Origin of the sequence: Pinirhizobacter sp. (assembly GCF_036499745.1) — a bacterium.
Classification (GTDB): domain Bacteria; phylum Pseudomonadota; class Gammaproteobacteria; order Xanthomonadales; family Rhodanobacteraceae; genus Pinirhizobacter.
The window spans coordinates 219,335-236,267 of record NZ_DASYDG010000030.1 but is presented as its reverse complement, the minus strand read 5'-3'; the positions used below and the strand labels follow the sequence as shown (position 1 = coordinate 236,267).

Sequence of the window (16,933 nt, the reverse complement as noted above, 5' to 3'; positions counted from 1 at the left end):
ACCTTCGCCTGGCGCCCCCCGCCTTGGGATTAGCATAAGGCATTGCCGATAGCATTGACCTAAGTGGATACCACTTTCCCAGCAGCTACCTCGCCAAGGCCCAGCCGGTTCCAGTTGCCGCCAGGCCCCTGGGCCACCGTGCTGGACTGTCTGGCCGATGCCTTCCCGCGTGTCGATCGCGCCACGTGGCGCGATCGCATGGCTGCCGGCCGTGTGCTCGGCGAGGATGGTAGACCGATCGCCGTCGATGCTTTGCACCACACGGGCTTGCGCCTTATCTACTTCCGCGATGTCCCCGACGAACCGGTGCTGCCATTCGACGAGGTCATCCTCTACCAGGACGAACATCTACTGGTGGTCGACAAACCTCATTTCCTGCCCGTCGTGCCTGCCGGGCGCTTCGTGCGCCAGTGCCTGCTGCATCGCCTGGTAGAGCGCACGGGGATCCAATCACTTGTGCCGCTGCATCGCATCGACCGGCTCACCGCGGGCCTGGTGATGTTTTCCCTGCGCCATGAAGAACGCCACTTGTGGGCACAGCTATTCCGGGGCCATCACGTACGTAAACACTACCAGGCCGTGGCGCCGGCCCTCCCCGGCATGGCACTCCCGCGGGAACTGGCCACACGCATCGAAGCAGGCGAACCGTTCTTCCGCATGCGCCAGGTGGATGGGCCGGCGAATAGCCTCACCACCATCCGGGCCATCACCACCAGTGGCGAGCACTGGCTTTATGAGTTGGCGCCGGTCACCGGGCGCAAACACCAGCTGCGGGTGCAGATGGCAGCGCTCGGCGCGCCGATCCAGAACGACCCTTGGTATCCAGTGCTTCGGCAGGACGCCGACGACTACGATCATCCGCTGCAGCTGCTGGCCCGTTCGTTGGCATTCGCCGACCCATTCACCGGCAAGCTGCGTCAATTTGAAAGCCGGCTTTCGCTCAAGCTGGACCCGCGTGGACGTACACTAGAAGGTCTGCCATCGCTGCCATCGCCGTGAACACCACCGCTATCCTGGATTCCACCACCGCCGCCGCCCTGGATACCTTGTTCCTGCCGTTCGAAGCGGCATCGCTGGCGTGGCCCGGCGATGACCGCGTGGCCTTCCTGCGTGCCCGCGCCTGCGTGCCCCTGCGACGCTTCGGTCGCAAGATGTGGTCGATGGAACAAAGTTTCCGTCCGTTCGCCGACCAACTCGAGCGTGATGGTTTCGAGGTCACCGGGGCGCACGGTCACTACCCCCTGGTATTGGTCGTGCCCCCACGTCAGCGCGACGAGGCGCGGGCCCTGTTTTCCCGAGCCGCGGCATTGGCTGGTAAAGATGGGGTGGTCGTGGCGGCGATGGCCAATGCCGAAGGCGCACGCTCGGGGCAGGACGATTTCACCCGCTTGTTGGGCCCCGCACAGGTGCTGGTGAAGAACAAATGCCGTGTGTTCTGGGCTACCGGCCGCGGCGCGGACCCATCCCTTGCCGTGCAGTGGCGGCTTCTGGACGCCACGCGCCCGGTCCTGGACGGTCGGTTCCTCAGCCGTCCCGGCCTGTTTGCCTGGGACCGCGTCGACCCGGCTTCGGCGCTGTTGCTCTCACAGTTGCCGGCGGATATCGGCGGCGTGGTGGCCGACCTGGGCGCGGGCTTCGGTTTCCTCGGCTGCGGAGTACTCGACCGATACACCGGTGTGCGTGAACTGCATGCCTTCGAAGCGGAGGGCAGGGCGCTGGAACCACTGCGCGAAAACCTCGCCGCCCACGCCGGTAGGGCTCAGGTGCACGTGCACTGGCATGACGTCACCACGGGCCTTCCGGGGCGGTACGACTCGATCGTGAGCAATCCGCCCTTCCACCAGGGGCGTGCCGACCGCCCTGAACTGGGGCAGGCATTTATCGACGCGGCGGCAGACGCATTATCGGCGGACGGGCAGTGCTATGTCGTTGCCAACCGCCACCTGCCTTACGAGGCAACGTTCGCTCGACGCTTCAGGCAGGTCCGCGTGCTGGCCGACCGCGATGGTTTCAAGGTATTGGAAGCGAAGGGAGTACGCCGATGAGGCTGGTGCGGTTGATTGGAAACCTGGGCTATGGAAGCCGCAAGCAGGTGGCGGCCATGTTCCGGGAAGGCAGGATCACCGATGCTGCCGGCGAGGTGCTCTATGCCGATGACAAGGCCGGTCATGACGACATCCTGATCGATGGCGAGCCGCTGGATCCGCCGGCCGGCCTGGTGTTGATGCTGAACAAACCCACCGGTTACACCTGCTCCACGCGCGATCCGGGACGCATCGTCTACGATCTGCTTCCGCCGCGCTTCAAGCTGCGCAGTCCCGTGCTATCCACGGTGGGCCGCCTGGACCGCGAGACCAGCGGCCTGTTGCTGATGACCGACGACGGCGCACTTGTGCACCGGATCATCTCGCCGAAGACGCACGTACCGAAGGTTTACGAGGCGACGCTCGCCAACGACCTCAAGGGCGATGAAGCGGCACTTTTTGCCAGTGGCGCGATGATGCTCGATGGTGATGACACCGCGCTGCTTCCGGCCGTGCTCGAAGTGCAGGGGCCCCGGCAGGCCCGGCTCACCATCACCGAAGGCAGGTACCACCAGGTGCGCCGCATGTTCGCGGCCACCGGCAATCACGTGGACACGCTCGGACGCGTCGCGGTGGGCGGCCTGGGCCTGGACGGCCTTGCCCCGGGCGCATGGCGTACGCTCGATTCGGGCGACATCGCGCGTGTCTTCGCCGGCTGACGCCTTGTCCGCGGCGCCAAAGGCGCCACTATAGGTTCATGGCCTTCCTTTCCTTCGACAATGCTTTCGTCCGTGAATTGCCGGGCGACCCCGAGACTGGCCCAGCGACGCGCCAGGTCCATGGTGCGGCCTATTCCTGCGTGGAGCCGACGCCGGTGGCGGCGCCTCGCCTGGTGGCGCTTACGGACAGCCTGGCCCGGCGGGTGGGCCTGGATCCCGATGATCCGGGCCTGGCCCAGGTGCTGTCCGGCAACCGGTTGCTTGCCGGCATGCAGCCGTACGCCGCCAACTACGGCGGCCATCAGTTCGGCACCTGGGCAGGGCAACTGGGTGACGGCCGCGCCATTACCCTGGGTGAGGTCGTGGGCGAGGATGGCGGTCGCCACGAGCTGCAGCTGAAGGGCGCCGGGCGCACGCCGTATTCGCGTGGCGCGGACGGCCGCGCAGTGCTGCGCTCGTCGATCCGGGAATTCCTCTGCAGCGAGGCGATGCATCACCTGGGCGTGCCCACCACCCGCGCACTGTCGCTGGTCACCACCGGCGACATGGTGGTGCGCGACATGTTCTACGATGGCCACCCACGTGACGAGCAGGGCGCCATCGTCTGCCGGGTGGCTCCGTCGTTCCTGCGCTTTGGGAATTTCGAACTGCCTGCCTCGCGCGGGGATGTGGGCCTGCTCGAGCGGCTGGTGGATTTCTGCATCGCGCGCGACTTCCCCACGCTTGCCGGCATCGACGACACCACCGAGCGCCGGGCGACCTGGTTCGACGAGATCTGCGCCGCCACCGCGACGATGGTGGCGCAATGGATGCGCGTGGGTTTCGTCCACGGGGTGATGAATACCGACAACATGTCGATCCTGGGCCTCACCATCGACTACGGTCCCTACGGCTGGATCGACGACTACGATGCGGACTGGACACCCAACACCACCGATGCCGGGCGTCGTCGCTATCGTTTCGGTCAGCAGCCGGCGGTCGCCTACTGGAATCTCTCGCGGCTTGCCGGCGCGCTCTCGCCATTGTTCGGCGATGCGCTGCCCCTGCAGGTGGGCCTTGACCGTTTCGTCCGCGCCTATGAAGCGGCAGATCGCGTGAATGTGGCCGGCAAGCTCGGCCTTGACGAAGCTGGCGACGACGACATGGCCCTGATGGCGCGGCTGCAGGCATGGATGCAGGACACCTCGGTGGACATGACGATCTTCTTCCGCACCCTGATGGACCTTGATCCCGCGGCGCCGGATCCGGCGATCTTCGCCGAGGCGTTTTACGATGAGGGCCTGCGTGCTTCGAATGGGCCCGCATTGGCAACGTGGCTGGCGGACTATGCGCACCGGCTTGGACGCGACACGCTCACTGCGCTGGAGCGGCATGAGCGGATGCGCACGCACAACCCGCGCTACGTACTGCGCAATTACCTGGCCCAGGAAGCCATCGATCGCGCGACCGGGGGCGACTTCGGCGGCGTGCACGACCTCGCCCGGGTGATGGAGCGCCCCTACGATGACCAGCCCGGACGCGAGGCCTTTGCCCGCAGCCGTCCTGATTGGGCCCGTTCGCGCGCGGGCTGCTCGATGCTTTCCTGCAGCAGCTGACCCAGGCGTCTTTGCGCAGCCTCCCTTGCGGTGAGGCCGGTGCAAGGTGCAGCATCGGCGGCCACCCCCATCCCCGGAGCGCCCGAAGTGATCCGTCGTCCTGCCCTGATCCTTGCTGCCTGCATCGCGCTGGCGCTGCCCACCTTCGCCGCGGCCACCGACGCGGACCTGGCCAAGCTGGCCGACCGCTACTTCGACACCTATTACTTCCCTACCAATCCGAGTGCGGCCACGCCCACCGGCATCCATCAATACGACGGCAAGCTGGAGGATTATTCCCGCGCTGGGGTGGATGCGCAGGTCAAGGCGCTCAAAGCCTGGGAAACCCAGGTGGCTGCAATGGATCCGGCCACGTTAAGCGACGACGCCAAGGGTGATCGCGAGCTGCTGCTGGGAAGCATCCGGTCCGCGTTGCTGACACTTGAAAATATCCGTCCCTGGGAGAAAAACCCCGATTTCTATTCCAGCGGCATCACCAGCAGCGCCTTCACCCTGATGTCGCGCAGCTTCGCCAGCCCCGACGAACGCCTGAAGGCGCTGATCGAGCGCGAGAAGGCGATGCCCAGGGTGCTGGCGGTGGATGCGCGGGCGAACCTGAAGAATCCGCCGAAGATCTACACCGAGATCGCCCTGGAGCAATTGCCAGGGCTGGTCTCCTTCTTCACCAACGATGTGCCTTCGGCATTCAAGGATGCGAAGGATCCGGCGCTGAAGGCGCAATTTGCCTCGACGAACGGCGCGGTGATCAAGGCACTGGGCGATTACCAGGCCTGGATGAAAGCGGACCTTCTGCCCCGGTCGAAGGGGGACTTCCGCATCGGCGAGGCCAACTTCCGCAAGAAGCTGGCTTACGATGAGATGGTGGACACGCCGCTCGATCGCCTGGTCGAGATCGACATGAAGGACATGCGGGCCAACCAGGCCGAGTTCGCCCGCGTGGCCAAATCCCTGGACCCGTCCAAGTCGCCGCAACAGGTGCTGGCCGACCTTGGCGCCGACCATCCCACGCGTGATGAACTGTTGCCCACCTTCCGCGGCACGTTCGACAAGCTGATCGCCTTCATCAACGAAAAAAATATCGTCACCATCCCTTCCACGGTGCGTCCGATCGTGGAAGAAACCCCGCCCTTCGAGCGGGCCACCACCTTTGCCTCGATGGATACCCCGGGACCCTATGAAAAAGTGGCCAAGGAGGCATTCTTCAACGTCACCTTGCCCGAGCCGACCTGGGACAAGAAGCAGACCGACGAATTCATGACCCAGCTTTCCTATCCGGTGATCAACAATGTCGCCGTGCACGAAACCTATCCCGGTCATTACGTGCAGTTCCTATGGATGCACGATCTTTCCGACCGCGTGCGCAAGCTCATCGGCTGCTCCACCAATGCCGAAGGCTGGGCGCACTACAGCGAGCAGATGATGCTCGACGAGGGCCTGGCGAAGTTCATGTATCCGGGTGACGAAAAAAAGCAGAAATTGCTGAAGCTGGGCCAGCTGCAGGACGCACTGCTGCGCAACGCACGGTTCATCGTGGGCATCAAGATGCATACCGGCCAGATGACGTTCGACCAGGCGGTGGATTTCTTCGTCAAGGAAGGCTACCAGTCGCGCGCCGTGGGCACGGTGGAAACCAAACGTGGCACGTCGGACCCGACCTACCTCTATTACACGCTGGGCAAGCTTGAGATCCTGAAGCTGCGTGCCGACGTGGCGGCAAAGGAAGGCCCCGCCTTCAACCTGAAATCATTCCATGACGGCTTCATGAAGCAGGGTTTTGCGCCGATCAAGATCGTCCGCAAGGCCATGCTGCACGACGATTCGGCGCCGCTCTAGGGGACTAGAACAGGTCGATGGAACCTGCGCTGGTCGGGGCCAGGGCGCCGGCCTCGGCCAGTGCTTCATAGCCGTGCAGGCAGTTGCGGCCGTTCTGCTTGGCGAAATACAACGCCTTGTCGGCGCGGTCCAGCACGATTTCCGGGTAATCGCTTTCGCCGATGTTCGCGTAACCGATGCTTACCGTGACATGTCCGACCTGCGGGAAGATATGGCTGGCCACGCGCTCGCGGAATCGTTGCAGGGCAGCGCGGGCGGTGGCTTCGTCCAGTGAGCCCAGCAGTACGACGAATTCCTCGCCGCCGAAGCGAAACAGCACGTCGGTCTGGCGGAAGGAACTGCGCATCATCTGTGCCAGCAGCAGGATCACTTCATCGCCATAGACATGGCCGAAATTGTCGTTGATCCGCTTGAAATGATCGATATCAAGGATGGCAAGCCAAACACTTCCCACTTCGCCGTCGATCCGCCGTTCGGCGCCCGCGGCGATTTCCGCGGCGGCCCGGGCGCGCTGCAGGCGCTTTCGCTTGAGCAGGCGTTGCAGGCGCTGCTCGAAAGTCCGGCGGTTGAACAGGCCGGTGAGCTTGTCGCGTTCGCTTTCGTTCAGTAGCGCGGTGTAGTTGGCGTAGATGCGGCCGAACCCCTCGACCAATGCCACCATGTCGTCGAGGTTACGCTCGGCCTGGATCACCAGTGCGCCGATCGCCCGGTGCTCTCGCTGGACGGGCACGATCAACGTGTACAGGCCATCGCCGTTGTCGATACTGCGCGGCTCCAGTTCGGTGATCACTGCATCGAGGTCGGAGGCGTAGCTTTCCACCACCGGCATGCCGATCGCTTCCACGGTGAGCTTGTTGTGTTCGTCCGGCACGCACAGGGCGATCATCTCCAGTGCATTGTCGGTTTCGTCGGTGCGCTTGCACAGCGCTACCGAGCTTGCTTCCACGAGTTCCGCCAGGGACAGCACCAGGCTATGGTCCAGCGCATCGATATCGCGGTGCACGGTGAATTCAGCCACCGAATCCAGTAGCCGCGTTTGCGGAAGGATCTCGTGCAAGGCTTGCCAGGGCACCCGCATCATCCCTTCCCCACGGGGGCGCGGCAGGGCGCCGCCGCCGTGGCGTCGCCGAAAAAGCGTGTTTGGACGATGAAATACATCCTCGGGCTTCCTCCCCGCCGGCGTGCGCGCCGATGGGCCTGACCGCGTAGGGTGTCGCTGTGGCACCCCTTGGCGAGGCTATCGGCTCCGGCAGGGCGAACTTTAACTCCTTGTTTCCTGTAAAGCCGGCGGCCATTGGTCGAGCAGGCTCGGCGACCGGCCCACGCGGCGGCACGAACGCGCGGCCACCCCTTCGGACAGGGCGCCCCGGAACACCGGTGCCAGGCCGCGAAGGGCAGCGGCGGCCACCTGCGCCTCGGCTCGCTGGCGCGGGGTCCGCCCTAGCTTTTCGCTGGCCCACGCGGGCAATAGCGCGGCGCCCGCTCCCAGGAACAAGTCCCGCGAAAGCCCGGCCATGGGCACCGGCAATTCGATCGCGGCGAGCACGGTAAGCACTTCACGCGACCTTTCGTCGAAACGCAGTTCCGGCTGCCGGTCGACGAAATAGGCTTCCACTTCCGCCTCCGAACGAGGCACCCCGCGCGCGCCCAGGGCCTGGGCCACCCGCCGGGTTTCGTCGTAGTAGCGGTCGGCCATGCCGGCGGGCAGGTCGTGGCGACGGTAGCGCCGGTAACCCGCCAGGAAACTATACATTTCCGTGACGTGCACCCAGGTGAGCAGGTCCGGGTCGTCCGCTGCGTAGGCCACGCCGTCGGCGGTGCTACCGCGCACCTTGCCGTGGATGGCCTTGACCCGGTCGATAAGCCGGTGGGCAGACATGGCCGGTGCATAGGTAGTGCCGCCGACGAAAGCCGTGGTCCGGCGCAACCGGCCCATCAGGTCGGTGCGGAAGTTCGAGTGGTCCCAGACGCCGGCCAGCGCGCAGGGATGCAGGGTCTGCAGCATCAGCGCGCAAAGGCCGCCGGACAGCATCCCGGCGAAATCGCCGTGGATGCGCCAGGTGACACTGTCCGGCCCGAACAGGCCGGTATCACCCTCAGGGTGGTCGTAGTCGATCCCGGTCTTCGGATCGCGGGGAAAGGCCTTCAGCACCCAGCGGCGCACGGCGCCATGAGCAGGTGCGGCCAGTGCATCGCGTAGGGTCATGGCCTGGGCCTAGTCGTCGGCCAGCCAGCCGCGTGAACGGAACCAGAGCACGGGCAGGATGATCGACACGATGATGGCCACCAGCGCCAGGGGATAGCCGAAGGTCCAGTCCAGTTCGGGCATATTCTTGAAATTCATGCCCCAGATGCCGGCCAGCAGGATCGGCGGCACCGTGGCTACCGAGACCACGGTGAGCACCTTCATCACGTGGTTCTGGTCGGTGTTGATGAACCCCAGGCTTGCGTCCAGCAGGAACTGCAGTTTGTTGGTCAACTGGTCGTCGAATTCGTCCAGTGTGCGAAGGTCGTGCTCGACCACGCGCAGCCGTCCCTGCTCGTCGCCATCGACCCAGGCCGGTTCCTTGGCACGGACGAAACTGACGATGCGCTGGATGCTCAGGAGCGAGGTGCGCGTGCGGGTCTGGATACTTTCCAGGCGGCCGACTTCCAGCATGCACCGGCGCAGAATCGGCGTGCCCAGGCGGTTGTTGGAAAACACGCGCGAAGACAGCTTGCGCAGGTCACCTGCGACTTCCTGCATGCGTTCGGCGGCCTGGTCGACGATCGATTCCACTAAGGTGGTGAATACGTCGCCACTGCCTTCGAAAGGCTTTTCGCGCGCGCATTCCTGGCAGCGGTCGAAGGCGCGCGATTGTGCGAAGCGGACGGTGACGATGGCCTGGCTTCCCACCACGATGCCCATTGGGGTGGCGGGTTTGTCATCGTGTTCGGCGGCAAAGTAGGGAACGCTCAATTCAAGCGAGTCTAAACCTGAGCGGTGACGGCTGCTCAGGGTAAGGCCGTTGAGGTCGTCGCGCTCCGGAACCACCAGGCCGCTGGCCTGGGCGGTGGCCTTGCGTTCGTCGTCGGTGGGATCGATCAGGTCGAACCACAGGGCGTTATCGTCGATTGCGGCACCAGGTTGCCAGGCCCGGCCGGGTTGCAACTGTCGACTGTGGTGCACGATGAGCATGGGAGGGGCCGCCGTTGGCTAGGGACCAGCCTATGCTGGCGACGCTGCCGGTGCCTGTCCAGCACGGCAACTCGTCGTGGCGAAGCCTTCACGCTACGCTCTGGAACATTCCGTGAAACGCGAATGAGGCAAGCCCATGAATACACCGGCGATCGACGTCATCCACAAACGCCGTGAACGGGTCTTCGAAGCCGTGGTGGACGGGGCGCATTGCGTGCTGGACTACCAGTTGTCGGGAAATGTCATGACCATCACGCACACCGGCGTGCCCAGCGTGGTCGGTGGACGGGGCATTGCCGGGGCACTGACGCTTGCCGCCTTCCAGTCCGCGCGAAGCGAAGGCTGGAAGGTGCATCCGGCCTGCAGCTACGCGGCTGACTGGCTGCAGCGGCATGCGGAATTTGCCGACCTCCAGGCCTGATGCCACGCGCCGCGGGGCGCGCAATCTGCTAGCGTCGTCGGGTCAACTGATGGGGAATGACCAACGATGACCTACCGAGCCGCGCCCGCCTGGGGCCTTGCCTTCGCCATGGCCCTGGTTTCGTACCAGGCATGCGCTACCGATGCCACGCCTGACCCGCGCATCGAAGCGGTGCTGAAGTCGCTGGGCCAGGTACATGCCATTCACTCCACCGCCATCTCGCCCGATGGCAGGCACCTGGCCTATGTCAGCGAGGTCGGCGGCAAACCGGCCCTGAAAGTGGCTGACATCGACGGTCGCAACGCGCGGACGGTAGGCAAAGCCAAGCCCGGCAGCTGCCAGCAATCCGATCCCAGCTGGTCGCCCGATTCCACGCAACTGGCCTTCCTGTCCGATTGCACCGGCAGCAAGAGCGCCGACGGCAAGCCCACCACCCGCGACATCTTCGTCAGTGCTGGCGCGGGAACGCGAGCGCCCCGCCAGGTGTCCCACCTGTCGGGACTGGCCCGCGATCTTGCCTGGCTTCCCGATGGCAAGTCGATCATTTTCCTGTACGTGCCTGGCGCAACGCGCGAGGCCAGTGCGCTGGCCGCGACCAAGCCGCCGTCGGGTGAGATCGGCGTCGACGACATCGAAGTGCAGCATGTAGCCGAAGTGAGCGCAGCCACCGGCACGCTGTCGGTGCTCACGCCCGATACCTTGCATGTGTACGAGTACGCTTTCGATGCGCAGGGCAAGCGACTGGTCTACGCCGCCGCCCAGCCACCGGGTGACAACAACTGGTGGATCGCGCAGCTCTACGTCCAGGATGCCCGCGCCGGCGCCAGCCCCACCAGCATCGTGGACACCGCCAAGGTATCCGGCGACCTCAAGGGCCTGCAGCTGGCCGTGCCGCGGTTTTCCCCCGATGGCTCCCAGGTTGCCTTCATCGGCGGCCTGATGAGCGACCAGGGAGCCACCGGCGGCGACATCTACCTGGTACCCAGCACCGGTGGCGAACCAAGCAACCTCACGCCCCATGCCACGACCACCACCACCTGGATCGATTGGACGGGACCTGACCGTTTGACGACCGCCGAGATCAGCGGCGGCGGTAGCCGCCTGGTCGACTATCCCGTGAAGGCCGGTAAGCTTGGTGAGCCGACGATCCTCTACCAGGCGCAGGCATCTATCGGCGACGGTCGCCGCGAGATGTCGATCGCTTTCGATAGTGCCGGCCACACGGCCACCTTCGTGCAGTCCACCTTCGACCAGGCGCCTGAGGTCCATGTCGCCCACCTTGGTGCGGACCGGGTTTTTGCCGGGGCGCCCACCGCCGTGACCTCGATCAATGCCGGGATGAAGCCCGCCTGGGGCAAGGCTGAGTCCGTCGAATGGGAAAACGAAGGCCACAAGGTGCAGGGCTGGCTGCTGTTCCCCGCCGGGTTCGACAAGAGCAAGCGCTACCCCATGATCGTTTCGGTGCATGGCGGCCCCAGCAGTGCCGTCTTGCCCCGCTGGCCCGGTGTCGGCTTCGGTCCGGCGCCGCTGTCGGCCCTGGGCTACTTCGTGCTGATGCCCAACCCCCGTGGCAGCTATGGTCAGGGCGAAGCCTTCGTGCAAGCCAACCGCAAGGACTTCGGCTACGGTGATTTGCGCGACATCCTTAAAGGGGTGGATGAAGTCGAAAAACAGCACCCGGTGGACGACCATCGGCTGGGTCTCACCGGCTGGAGCTACGGCGGCTTCATGACCATGTTCTCTGTGACCCAAACCCAGCGCTTCAAGGCAGCCGTGGCCGGCGCGGGCATTTCCAACTGGCAGAGCTACTACGGCCAGAACTCCATCGACCAGTGGATGACGCCCTTCTTTGGCGCGTCCGTCTATGACGACCCGGCCGTCTACGCCAAGAGTTCGGCCATCAACTACATCAAGCAGGCCAAAACCCCGACCCTGGTGGTCGTGGGCGACCGGGATGCCGAGTGCCCGGCGCCGCAGTCGTTCGAATTCTGGCATGCCCTGCGCGCCCAGGGCGTACCCACGCGCTTAGTGGTGTATGCGGGCGAGGGCCACGCATTCAGGGATGAAAAACACCGCCGCGACGTGCTGCAGCGGGCCCTGGACTGGTTCACCCAGTACCTCAAGTGAGGGTACTCCGGGCGACCTCGGCGCCGGATGGACGATGATAAGCGTCGGCACGTTTCGTGCTTATGCAGGCCCCATGCAATCGTTTCCTTCCATGGCGGCAAGCCACGTGGTGGTCAGCATGGCGCTGGCTGCCGTGTGTTCGGCCGCCCTGGTACTGGCGCTGGTGGCCTGGCGACGGGCCCATCGCAAGCGCGGAGGGCGGGGTCTGGCCTTTCATGCGTGGCATGATCCACTCACGGGTCTGCCCAACCGCGCCTACGTGATGCATGAATTGAACGGCCTGTTCGCGCCGGGCGAGCGTCCCTCGCTGGCGGTGCTGTTCATCGACCTTGACGGTTTCAAGGCCATCAATGACATCCATGGTCACCAGGGCGGCGATATGTTCCTGCGCGCCGTGGGCCGTTCGCTGCGCCAGAGCGTGCGCGAGCGCGACATCGTGGCACGCTTCGGCGGCGACGAATTCGTCGTGGTGCTCAGGCGTTACAGCGGCGAGGAGAACCTTTCCCGGATCTGCCGCAAGGTGCTCGACCTGGTCTCCCGGCCGATCCAGGTGGGCGGCGAGTTGCTGGCCGTGTCGCCGAGCATCGGCGTGGCCGTGGCGCCGCGCGATGGCCATGACGCTGAGACTCTGCTGCGCAACGCCGATGCCGCGATGTATTCGGTGAAGGAAACCGGCAAGGCCGACTTCCGCTTCTACGTCGAGGGCATGCACGAGCAGGCCCGCGAACGCATGGCGCTGGCCCTGGACCTTCGCCAGGCGCTGCAACAGGACGACATCGACGTGGCCTACCAGCCCAAGCGCTGCCTGCGTTCAGGCCAGGTGCGCGGGCTTGAGGCGTTGGCACGCTGGAATCATGCGTCGCGCGGCGACGTGCCGCCGACAGTGTTCGTGCCGGTGGCCGAACGCTCAGGCCTGATCCACGCCCTGGGCGAAACGGTACTGCGGCGCGTGCTCGCCCAACTTACTGCCTGGGACGCTGAAGGCGTGCCGGTGGCATACGTGGCGATCAACCTGTCACTGCACGAACTCACCCGGCCCTCGTTCGCCGAATCACTTTCGGCAATCGTTGCCCGGAGCGCGGTGGATCCATCACGCATCCGCTTCGAGCTCACTGAATCGAGCCAGATGCGACAGCCGGAGGAAACCGTGCGGCAGATGCACGCCCTTCGCGAGCAGGGCTTTGAGCTGTTGATCGACGACTTTGGCGCAGGCTTCTGGAACCTTGGTCATTTGCGCGAGTTGCCGGTGGGAACGATCAAGATCGACCAGTCGTTCGTGCGCGGTGGCTTGCATAACGACGCGGACCGGCAAATCACCGAGGCCATCGTGCGCCTTGCCCGCAGGCTGCGGTTGGAAACCGTGGCTGAGGGCGTGGAAACGGCCGACCAGGCCAATTGGCTGCGCGAGCTCGGATGCGATGTCGGCCAGGGCTTTTACTTCGCCCATCCGATGCCGCCAGCGGCCGTGGGCGGATACCTGGAGCGCCTGGCCTGTGGGCTGGCGTGAGCGGTTTCGCCAGGTCACCATGCTGGCCCTCGGCCTGCTGGCCCTGCCGTGCCTGGCCACACCCGACGCACTGACCGATGCCTGGCGTCCGTTCCGCGCCGTGTGGTTCGACAACCTTACCGTCGCCGATGGCCTGCCGCATTCGACGGTCACGAGCCTCGTGCAGGACGCCAGCGGCGTGGTGTGGATGGGTACCTTCGGCGGGCTGGTGCGCTATGACGGCAGCCAGCTGCGCGAGTTCGGCGAGCAGCCCGATGCGCCGGACGGCCTGACAGATGCCTATGTGCGCTGCATGGCCGCGCTGGCCAACGGCAACCTGCTGCTGGGAACCAATGCCGGCGGGCTGGTGGAGTTCGATGCCGCCACCAATCGCTTCCACCGCTTTCCCATAGGTGCCGGCGGTACTTCGGACGATAAGATCTTCGCCCTCGCCAGCGACCGCGCGCAGGGTTGGTGGGTTGTCACCGACGCAGGCACCGATCATCTCAGTGGTGATGGTCGCATCGAACGTGTACCTGAGGGCCCGGGAAGTCGCCCGGAATTCCCGGCACGGAGTTTTTCCGCGCTGCAGGACGAAGCCGGCAACCTGTGGATCGGCAACGACCGTGGACTGTTCCGCCGTGCCGCCGGCCAGGCGTCCTTCGTGCGCGTGCATGCTCCCGATCCACGCGTGGACGCGGTGATCGGCGACCGGATCTGGTCGATGTTCCGCGACGCCGCCGGCCGCACATGGTTCGGCAGTGGTGAATCAGGTTCGGTTTACCTGGATCGAAAAGGCGAGTGGCATTTCGTCGAAGGCATTTCAGGTTCCGCATCGATCACCGGGCGACGCACGATCCGCAGCATCGTCGATGCACCCGATGGCGATGTCTGGTTCGCCAGCGATGGCGCGGGCGTGGCGGTGTGGAACCCCGCCACCGGACATGCGCGGTTGTTGAGCCATGACGCGTCGGTACCCTCGACCATCCCGGGCAACATCACGCGCGCACTGATGCGCGATCGCTCCGGGAATATCTGGGTGGCTACCGAACTTGGCGCGGCACGCCACGACACGCGGGCCACGGGCATATTCACCGTGCCGCCGTCGCCATTCCAGGCTTTCGGGCTTTCCGATCCTGATGTCCACACCGTATTCGTGGATCCCCGCGGGCGGATCTGGCTTGGCCTGGGTACCGGCCACATCGATGTGCTCGACGTGGGCGCCGGCAGCATGCGCCATTTGCGGGTGCCCGGCGACCAGGGCCAGCGCGACGTGCAGGCATTCGCGGTGGCCCCGGATGGTGCGATCCTGGTGGGTTCGCAGGGCATCGCGCGCATCGATCCGGACACCTTGCAGGTATATCCCGGCCAGGTGCCCATGCTCGATGGCGAGATCATCCTTTCGATGGCCCGCGAGGGTGACCAGCTCCTTGCCGGCACGTACGACGGGCTTTTCGGTGTCGACCTTGGCGCAGGCCATGCGCCTTATGCCGCGACGAACCTCAGCAACGAAACCGTGCGCGACATCACTCGTATGGACGGCCAATGGTGGCTGTCGACGATCAATGGCATCAGCGTGTGGCCGGACGGCGAACCGGACTTCTTCACCTTGCGCCATGATCCGGCCCAGGCGGACAGCCTGCCGCAGAATTACATCGGTTCGTTGGCCATGGACTCCCGGCGTCGGCTTTGGGTGTCTACCTACGGCGGCATCGCCTGGGTCGACCGCTGGACGCCGAAGGGGCCGTGGCACTTCCGCCACCTTGGGCTGGCCGAGGGACTTGCCAGCGCGAAGGTGGACGCAGTGCTGGTCGATCGGCGGAACCGTGCCTGGGCGTCGCTCGCCCACGGGCTGGCGCGGGTCGACCCGGACGATTTCAAAGTGACCAACTTCGGCGCGCGCGACGGATTGCGTGTGGCCAGTTACGAGCATCGTTCCGCTGCGACCGGGCCGCACGGCGAGTTGTTGTTCGGCGGCCTTGGTGGCCTGACCGTGGTGTTGCCCGATGCGCCGCCAGCGCGTGAGGGTGCTGAAGGGATCACCGTCACCGGCGTGCTTCAGGACGGAAACGAAATGCCATATGGCCTGCTGCCCGGCGACGGCGGCAGCATCACGGTGGATAGTGATTCGCGCAGCCTCCGCGTGGATTTCGGGCTGCTCGACTATGGCGTGGCGGGCGAGACACGCTACGCCTATCGCCTGGAGGGCTTCGACGCGACGTGGGTGGAGGTGGCCCGTGGCAATCCTGCCGCCGCGGTGTACACCAACCTTCCCGGCGGCAACTTCACCTTGCAACTTCGGGCCGTTACCGTCGGGGGCGCGTCGCGCACCATCGATGCCTCCGTGACCCTGGCCGTGGCGCCGCGCTGGTTTGAGTCGTGGTGGGCGCGGCTGCTGATGGTGATCGCATTGCTGGGCACGGTGCTGGGGCTTTCGGCGCTTCGCACGATGTTCCTGCGGCGGCGGGCGAGGGTGTTACAGCACGAGGTGGATGCACGCACGCGCGACCTGCAAGTGGCCAATGAACAGCTCGACCGCCTGGCCGGTACGGACGAGCTCACCGGCGCCTTCAACCGGCGTCGCTTCCTCGATCTGGCTGGCCGTGCCGTGGCCGATGCGCAAGTGAACGACAAGCCATTGAGCATGGTGCTGATCGACCTGGACAACTTCAAGGTGGTGAACGATACCTATGGCCACCTGGCGGGCGATGCGGTTATCCGCGCCGCGATGGACCTGACCGCCCGGCTATGCCGGGGTTCGGACCTGGTCGGCCGCTACGGCGGCGAGGAATTGATCATTTGCCTTCCGGGCACCGAAGCGGAGGGCGCCTTCCAGCTGACCGAACGCATCCGCCAGGCCATGGCCGAACGCACGGTGATGGATGGCGGTCGCAGCATCACCGTTACCGCCAGTGCAGGCATTGCCGTGTGGCGGCACGGGGAGTCTCTCAACGGCATGCTGCGCCGCGCCGACAATGCGCTGTATGCGGCCAAGCACGCCGGGCGCAACCGCACCGAGATCGACGAGGGCTAGTCGCGGAAATTGTCGAACTGCAGCGGTAGCTCGATGTCCACCTTGCGCAGGATCGCCATCGCCGCCTGCAGGTCGTCGCGTTTTTTACCGCTCACGCGCAGTTTGTCGCCGTTGATCTGCGCTTCCACCTTGAGCTTGGCTTCTTTCATCGCGGCGATCAGCTTCTTGGCGATGGGTTGCTCGATCCCTTGCTTGAGGGTGACCTTGCGCCGCGCGCCGCCGAGGTTTACCTCAGGCTCGCCGATGTCCATGGCACGCGCGTCGATCTGCCGGGCCGCCAGCCGGGCCCTCAGGATGTCGAGCATCTGCTCAAGCTGGAAGTCGCTGGGTGCGCGCTGGTTGACCACGAAACCATCAAGCTCGAAGCTCGCCTCGACGTTGCGGAAGTCAAAGCGGGTGGAAAGCTCGCGGTTGGCCTGGTCGACGGCGTTGGTGAGCTCGTGCTTGTCGATTTCGGATATGACGTCGAAGGAGGGCATGGTGGAAAGTCATCCATCGTGGGGCGGGCCGTCTATG

13 protein-coding genes are annotated in these 16,933 nt (G+C 65.2%); 9 read left to right on the top strand and 4 right to left on the bottom strand.

The window, feature by feature from the left end:
• Positions 1-63: 63 nt before the first annotated feature.
• From VGM61_RS11390 to VGM61_RS11370, 5 genes are all read left to right on the top strand, one after another.
• Positions 64-999, top strand: coding sequence for a pseudouridine synthase (locus VGM61_RS11390; RefSeq protein ID WP_331522933.1), 936 nt, complete (start codon positions 64-66; stop codon positions 997-999).
• Positions 996-2,045, top strand: coding sequence for a methyltransferase (locus VGM61_RS11385; RefSeq protein WP_331522932.1), 1,050 nt, complete (start codon positions 996-998; stop codon positions 2,043-2,045). Before VGM61_RS11390 ends, VGM61_RS11385 begins: the two co-directional genes overlap by 4 nt.
• The gene (locus VGM61_RS11380) at positions 2,042-2,743 is read left to right on the top strand and encodes a pseudouridine synthase (RefSeq protein ID WP_331522931.1); all 702 of its coding nucleotides are present in this window, start codon (positions 2,042-2,044) and stop codon (positions 2,741-2,743) included. Before VGM61_RS11385 ends, VGM61_RS11380 begins: the two co-directional genes overlap by 4 nt.
• Before the next feature lie 38 nt (positions 2,744-2,781).
• Positions 2,782-4,338 carry a protein adenylyltransferase SelO gene (locus tag VGM61_RS11375; protein ID WP_331522930.1) on the top strand — a complete coding sequence of 519 codons (1,557 nt, stop codon included), beginning with the start codon at positions 2,782-2,784 and terminating at the stop codon, positions 4,336-4,338.
• An 87-nt stretch (positions 4,339-4,425) separates the two neighbouring features.
• On the top strand, positions 4,426-6,171 hold the full coding sequence (locus VGM61_RS11370) for a DUF885 domain-containing protein (RefSeq protein WP_331522929.1): 1,746 nt from the start codon (positions 4,426-4,428) through the stop codon (positions 6,169-6,171).
• A gap of 4 nt (positions 6,172-6,175) precedes the next feature.
• On the opposite strand, the gene VGM61_RS11365 is transcribed toward VGM61_RS11370, so the two are convergent.
• The 3 genes from VGM61_RS11365 to VGM61_RS11355 all read right to left on the bottom strand — a co-directional run bounded on the left by VGM61_RS11365 (position 6,176) and on the right by VGM61_RS11355 (position 9,349).
• Positions 6,176-7,243, bottom strand: a complete 1,068-nt coding sequence (locus tag VGM61_RS11365) for a GGDEF domain-containing protein (RefSeq protein WP_331522928.1) — start codon at positions 7,241-7,243, stop codon at positions 6,176-6,178.
• Between the two features lie 189 nt (positions 7,244-7,432).
• Positions 7,433-8,377, bottom strand: a complete 945-nt coding sequence (locus VGM61_RS11360) for an oxygenase MpaB family protein (RefSeq protein ID WP_331522926.1) — start codon at positions 8,375-8,377, stop codon at positions 7,433-7,435.
• Positions 8,378-8,386: 9 nt separating this feature from the next.
• Positions 8,387-9,349: a CorA family divalent cation transporter gene (locus tag VGM61_RS11355; protein WP_331522925.1), complete on the bottom strand. Its 963-nt coding sequence runs from the start codon at positions 9,347-9,349 to the stop codon at positions 8,387-8,389.
• 136 nt (positions 9,350-9,485) lie between these two features.
• Here VGM61_RS11355 and VGM61_RS11350 point away from each other — a divergent pair, with 136 nt between their 5' ends.
• From VGM61_RS11350 to VGM61_RS11335, 4 genes are all read left to right on the top strand, one after another.
• A complete protein-coding gene (locus tag VGM61_RS11350; protein ID WP_331522924.1) occupies positions 9,486-9,770 on the top strand; it encodes a GNAT family N-acetyltransferase in 285 nt (94 codons plus the stop codon).
• Between the two features lie 66 nt (positions 9,771-9,836).
• The gene (locus tag VGM61_RS11345; protein ID WP_331522923.1) at positions 9,837-11,897 is read left to right on the top strand and encodes a S9 family peptidase; all 2,061 of its coding nucleotides are present in this window, start codon (positions 9,837-9,839) and stop codon (positions 11,895-11,897) included.
• A 73-nt stretch (positions 11,898-11,970) separates the two neighbouring features.
• Positions 11,971-13,404: a putative bifunctional diguanylate cyclase/phosphodiesterase gene (locus tag VGM61_RS11340; RefSeq protein ID WP_331522922.1), complete on the top strand. Its 1,434-nt coding sequence runs from the start codon at positions 11,971-11,973 to the stop codon at positions 13,402-13,404.
• On the top strand, positions 13,391-16,417 hold the full coding sequence (locus tag VGM61_RS11335) for a diguanylate cyclase (protein ID WP_331522921.1): 3,027 nt from the start codon (positions 13,391-13,393) through the stop codon (positions 16,415-16,417). The genes VGM61_RS11340 and VGM61_RS11335 overlap by 14 nt, the downstream gene beginning before the upstream one ends.
• Here VGM61_RS11335 and VGM61_RS11330 read toward each other — a convergent pair.
• The gene (locus tag VGM61_RS11330) at positions 16,414-16,896 is read right to left on the bottom strand and encodes a YajQ family cyclic di-GMP-binding protein (protein ID WP_250623555.1); all 483 of its coding nucleotides are present in this window, start codon (positions 16,894-16,896) and stop codon (positions 16,414-16,416) included. The genes VGM61_RS11335 and VGM61_RS11330 overlap by 4 nt on opposite strands.
• Between the last annotated feature and the right edge of the window lie 37 nt (positions 16,897-16,933).

Bases quoted from the DNA above. Each gene is read 5' to 3' on its own strand.
- VGM61_RS11380 (WP_331522931.1), top strand. From the start codon at position 2,042: ATGAGGCTGGTGCGGTTGATTGGAAACCTGGGCTATGGAAGCCGCAAG.
- VGM61_RS11375 (WP_331522930.1), top strand. From the start codon at position 2,782: ATGGCCTTCCTTTCCTTCGACAATGCTTTCGTCCGTGAATTGCCGGGC.
- VGM61_RS11360 (WP_331522926.1), bottom strand. From the start codon at position 8,377: ATGACCCTACGCGATGCACTGGCCGCACCTGCTCATGGCGCCGTGCGC.
- VGM61_RS11355 (WP_331522925.1), bottom strand. From the start codon at position 9,349: ATGCTCATCGTGCACCACAGTCGACAGTTGCAACCCGGCCGGGCCTGG.
- VGM61_RS11350 (WP_331522924.1), top strand. From the start codon at position 9,486: ATGAATACACCGGCGATCGACGTCATCCACAAACGCCGTGAACGGGTC.
- VGM61_RS11345 (WP_331522923.1), top strand. From the start codon at position 9,837: ATGACCTACCGAGCCGCGCCCGCCTGGGGCCTTGCCTTCGCCATGGCC.
- VGM61_RS11340 (WP_331522922.1), top strand. From the start codon at position 11,971: ATGCAATCGTTTCCTTCCATGGCGGCAAGCCACGTGGTGGTCAGCATG.
- VGM61_RS11330 (WP_250623555.1), bottom strand. From the start codon at position 16,896: ATGCCCTCCTTCGACGTCATATCCGAAATCGACAAGCACGAGCTCACC.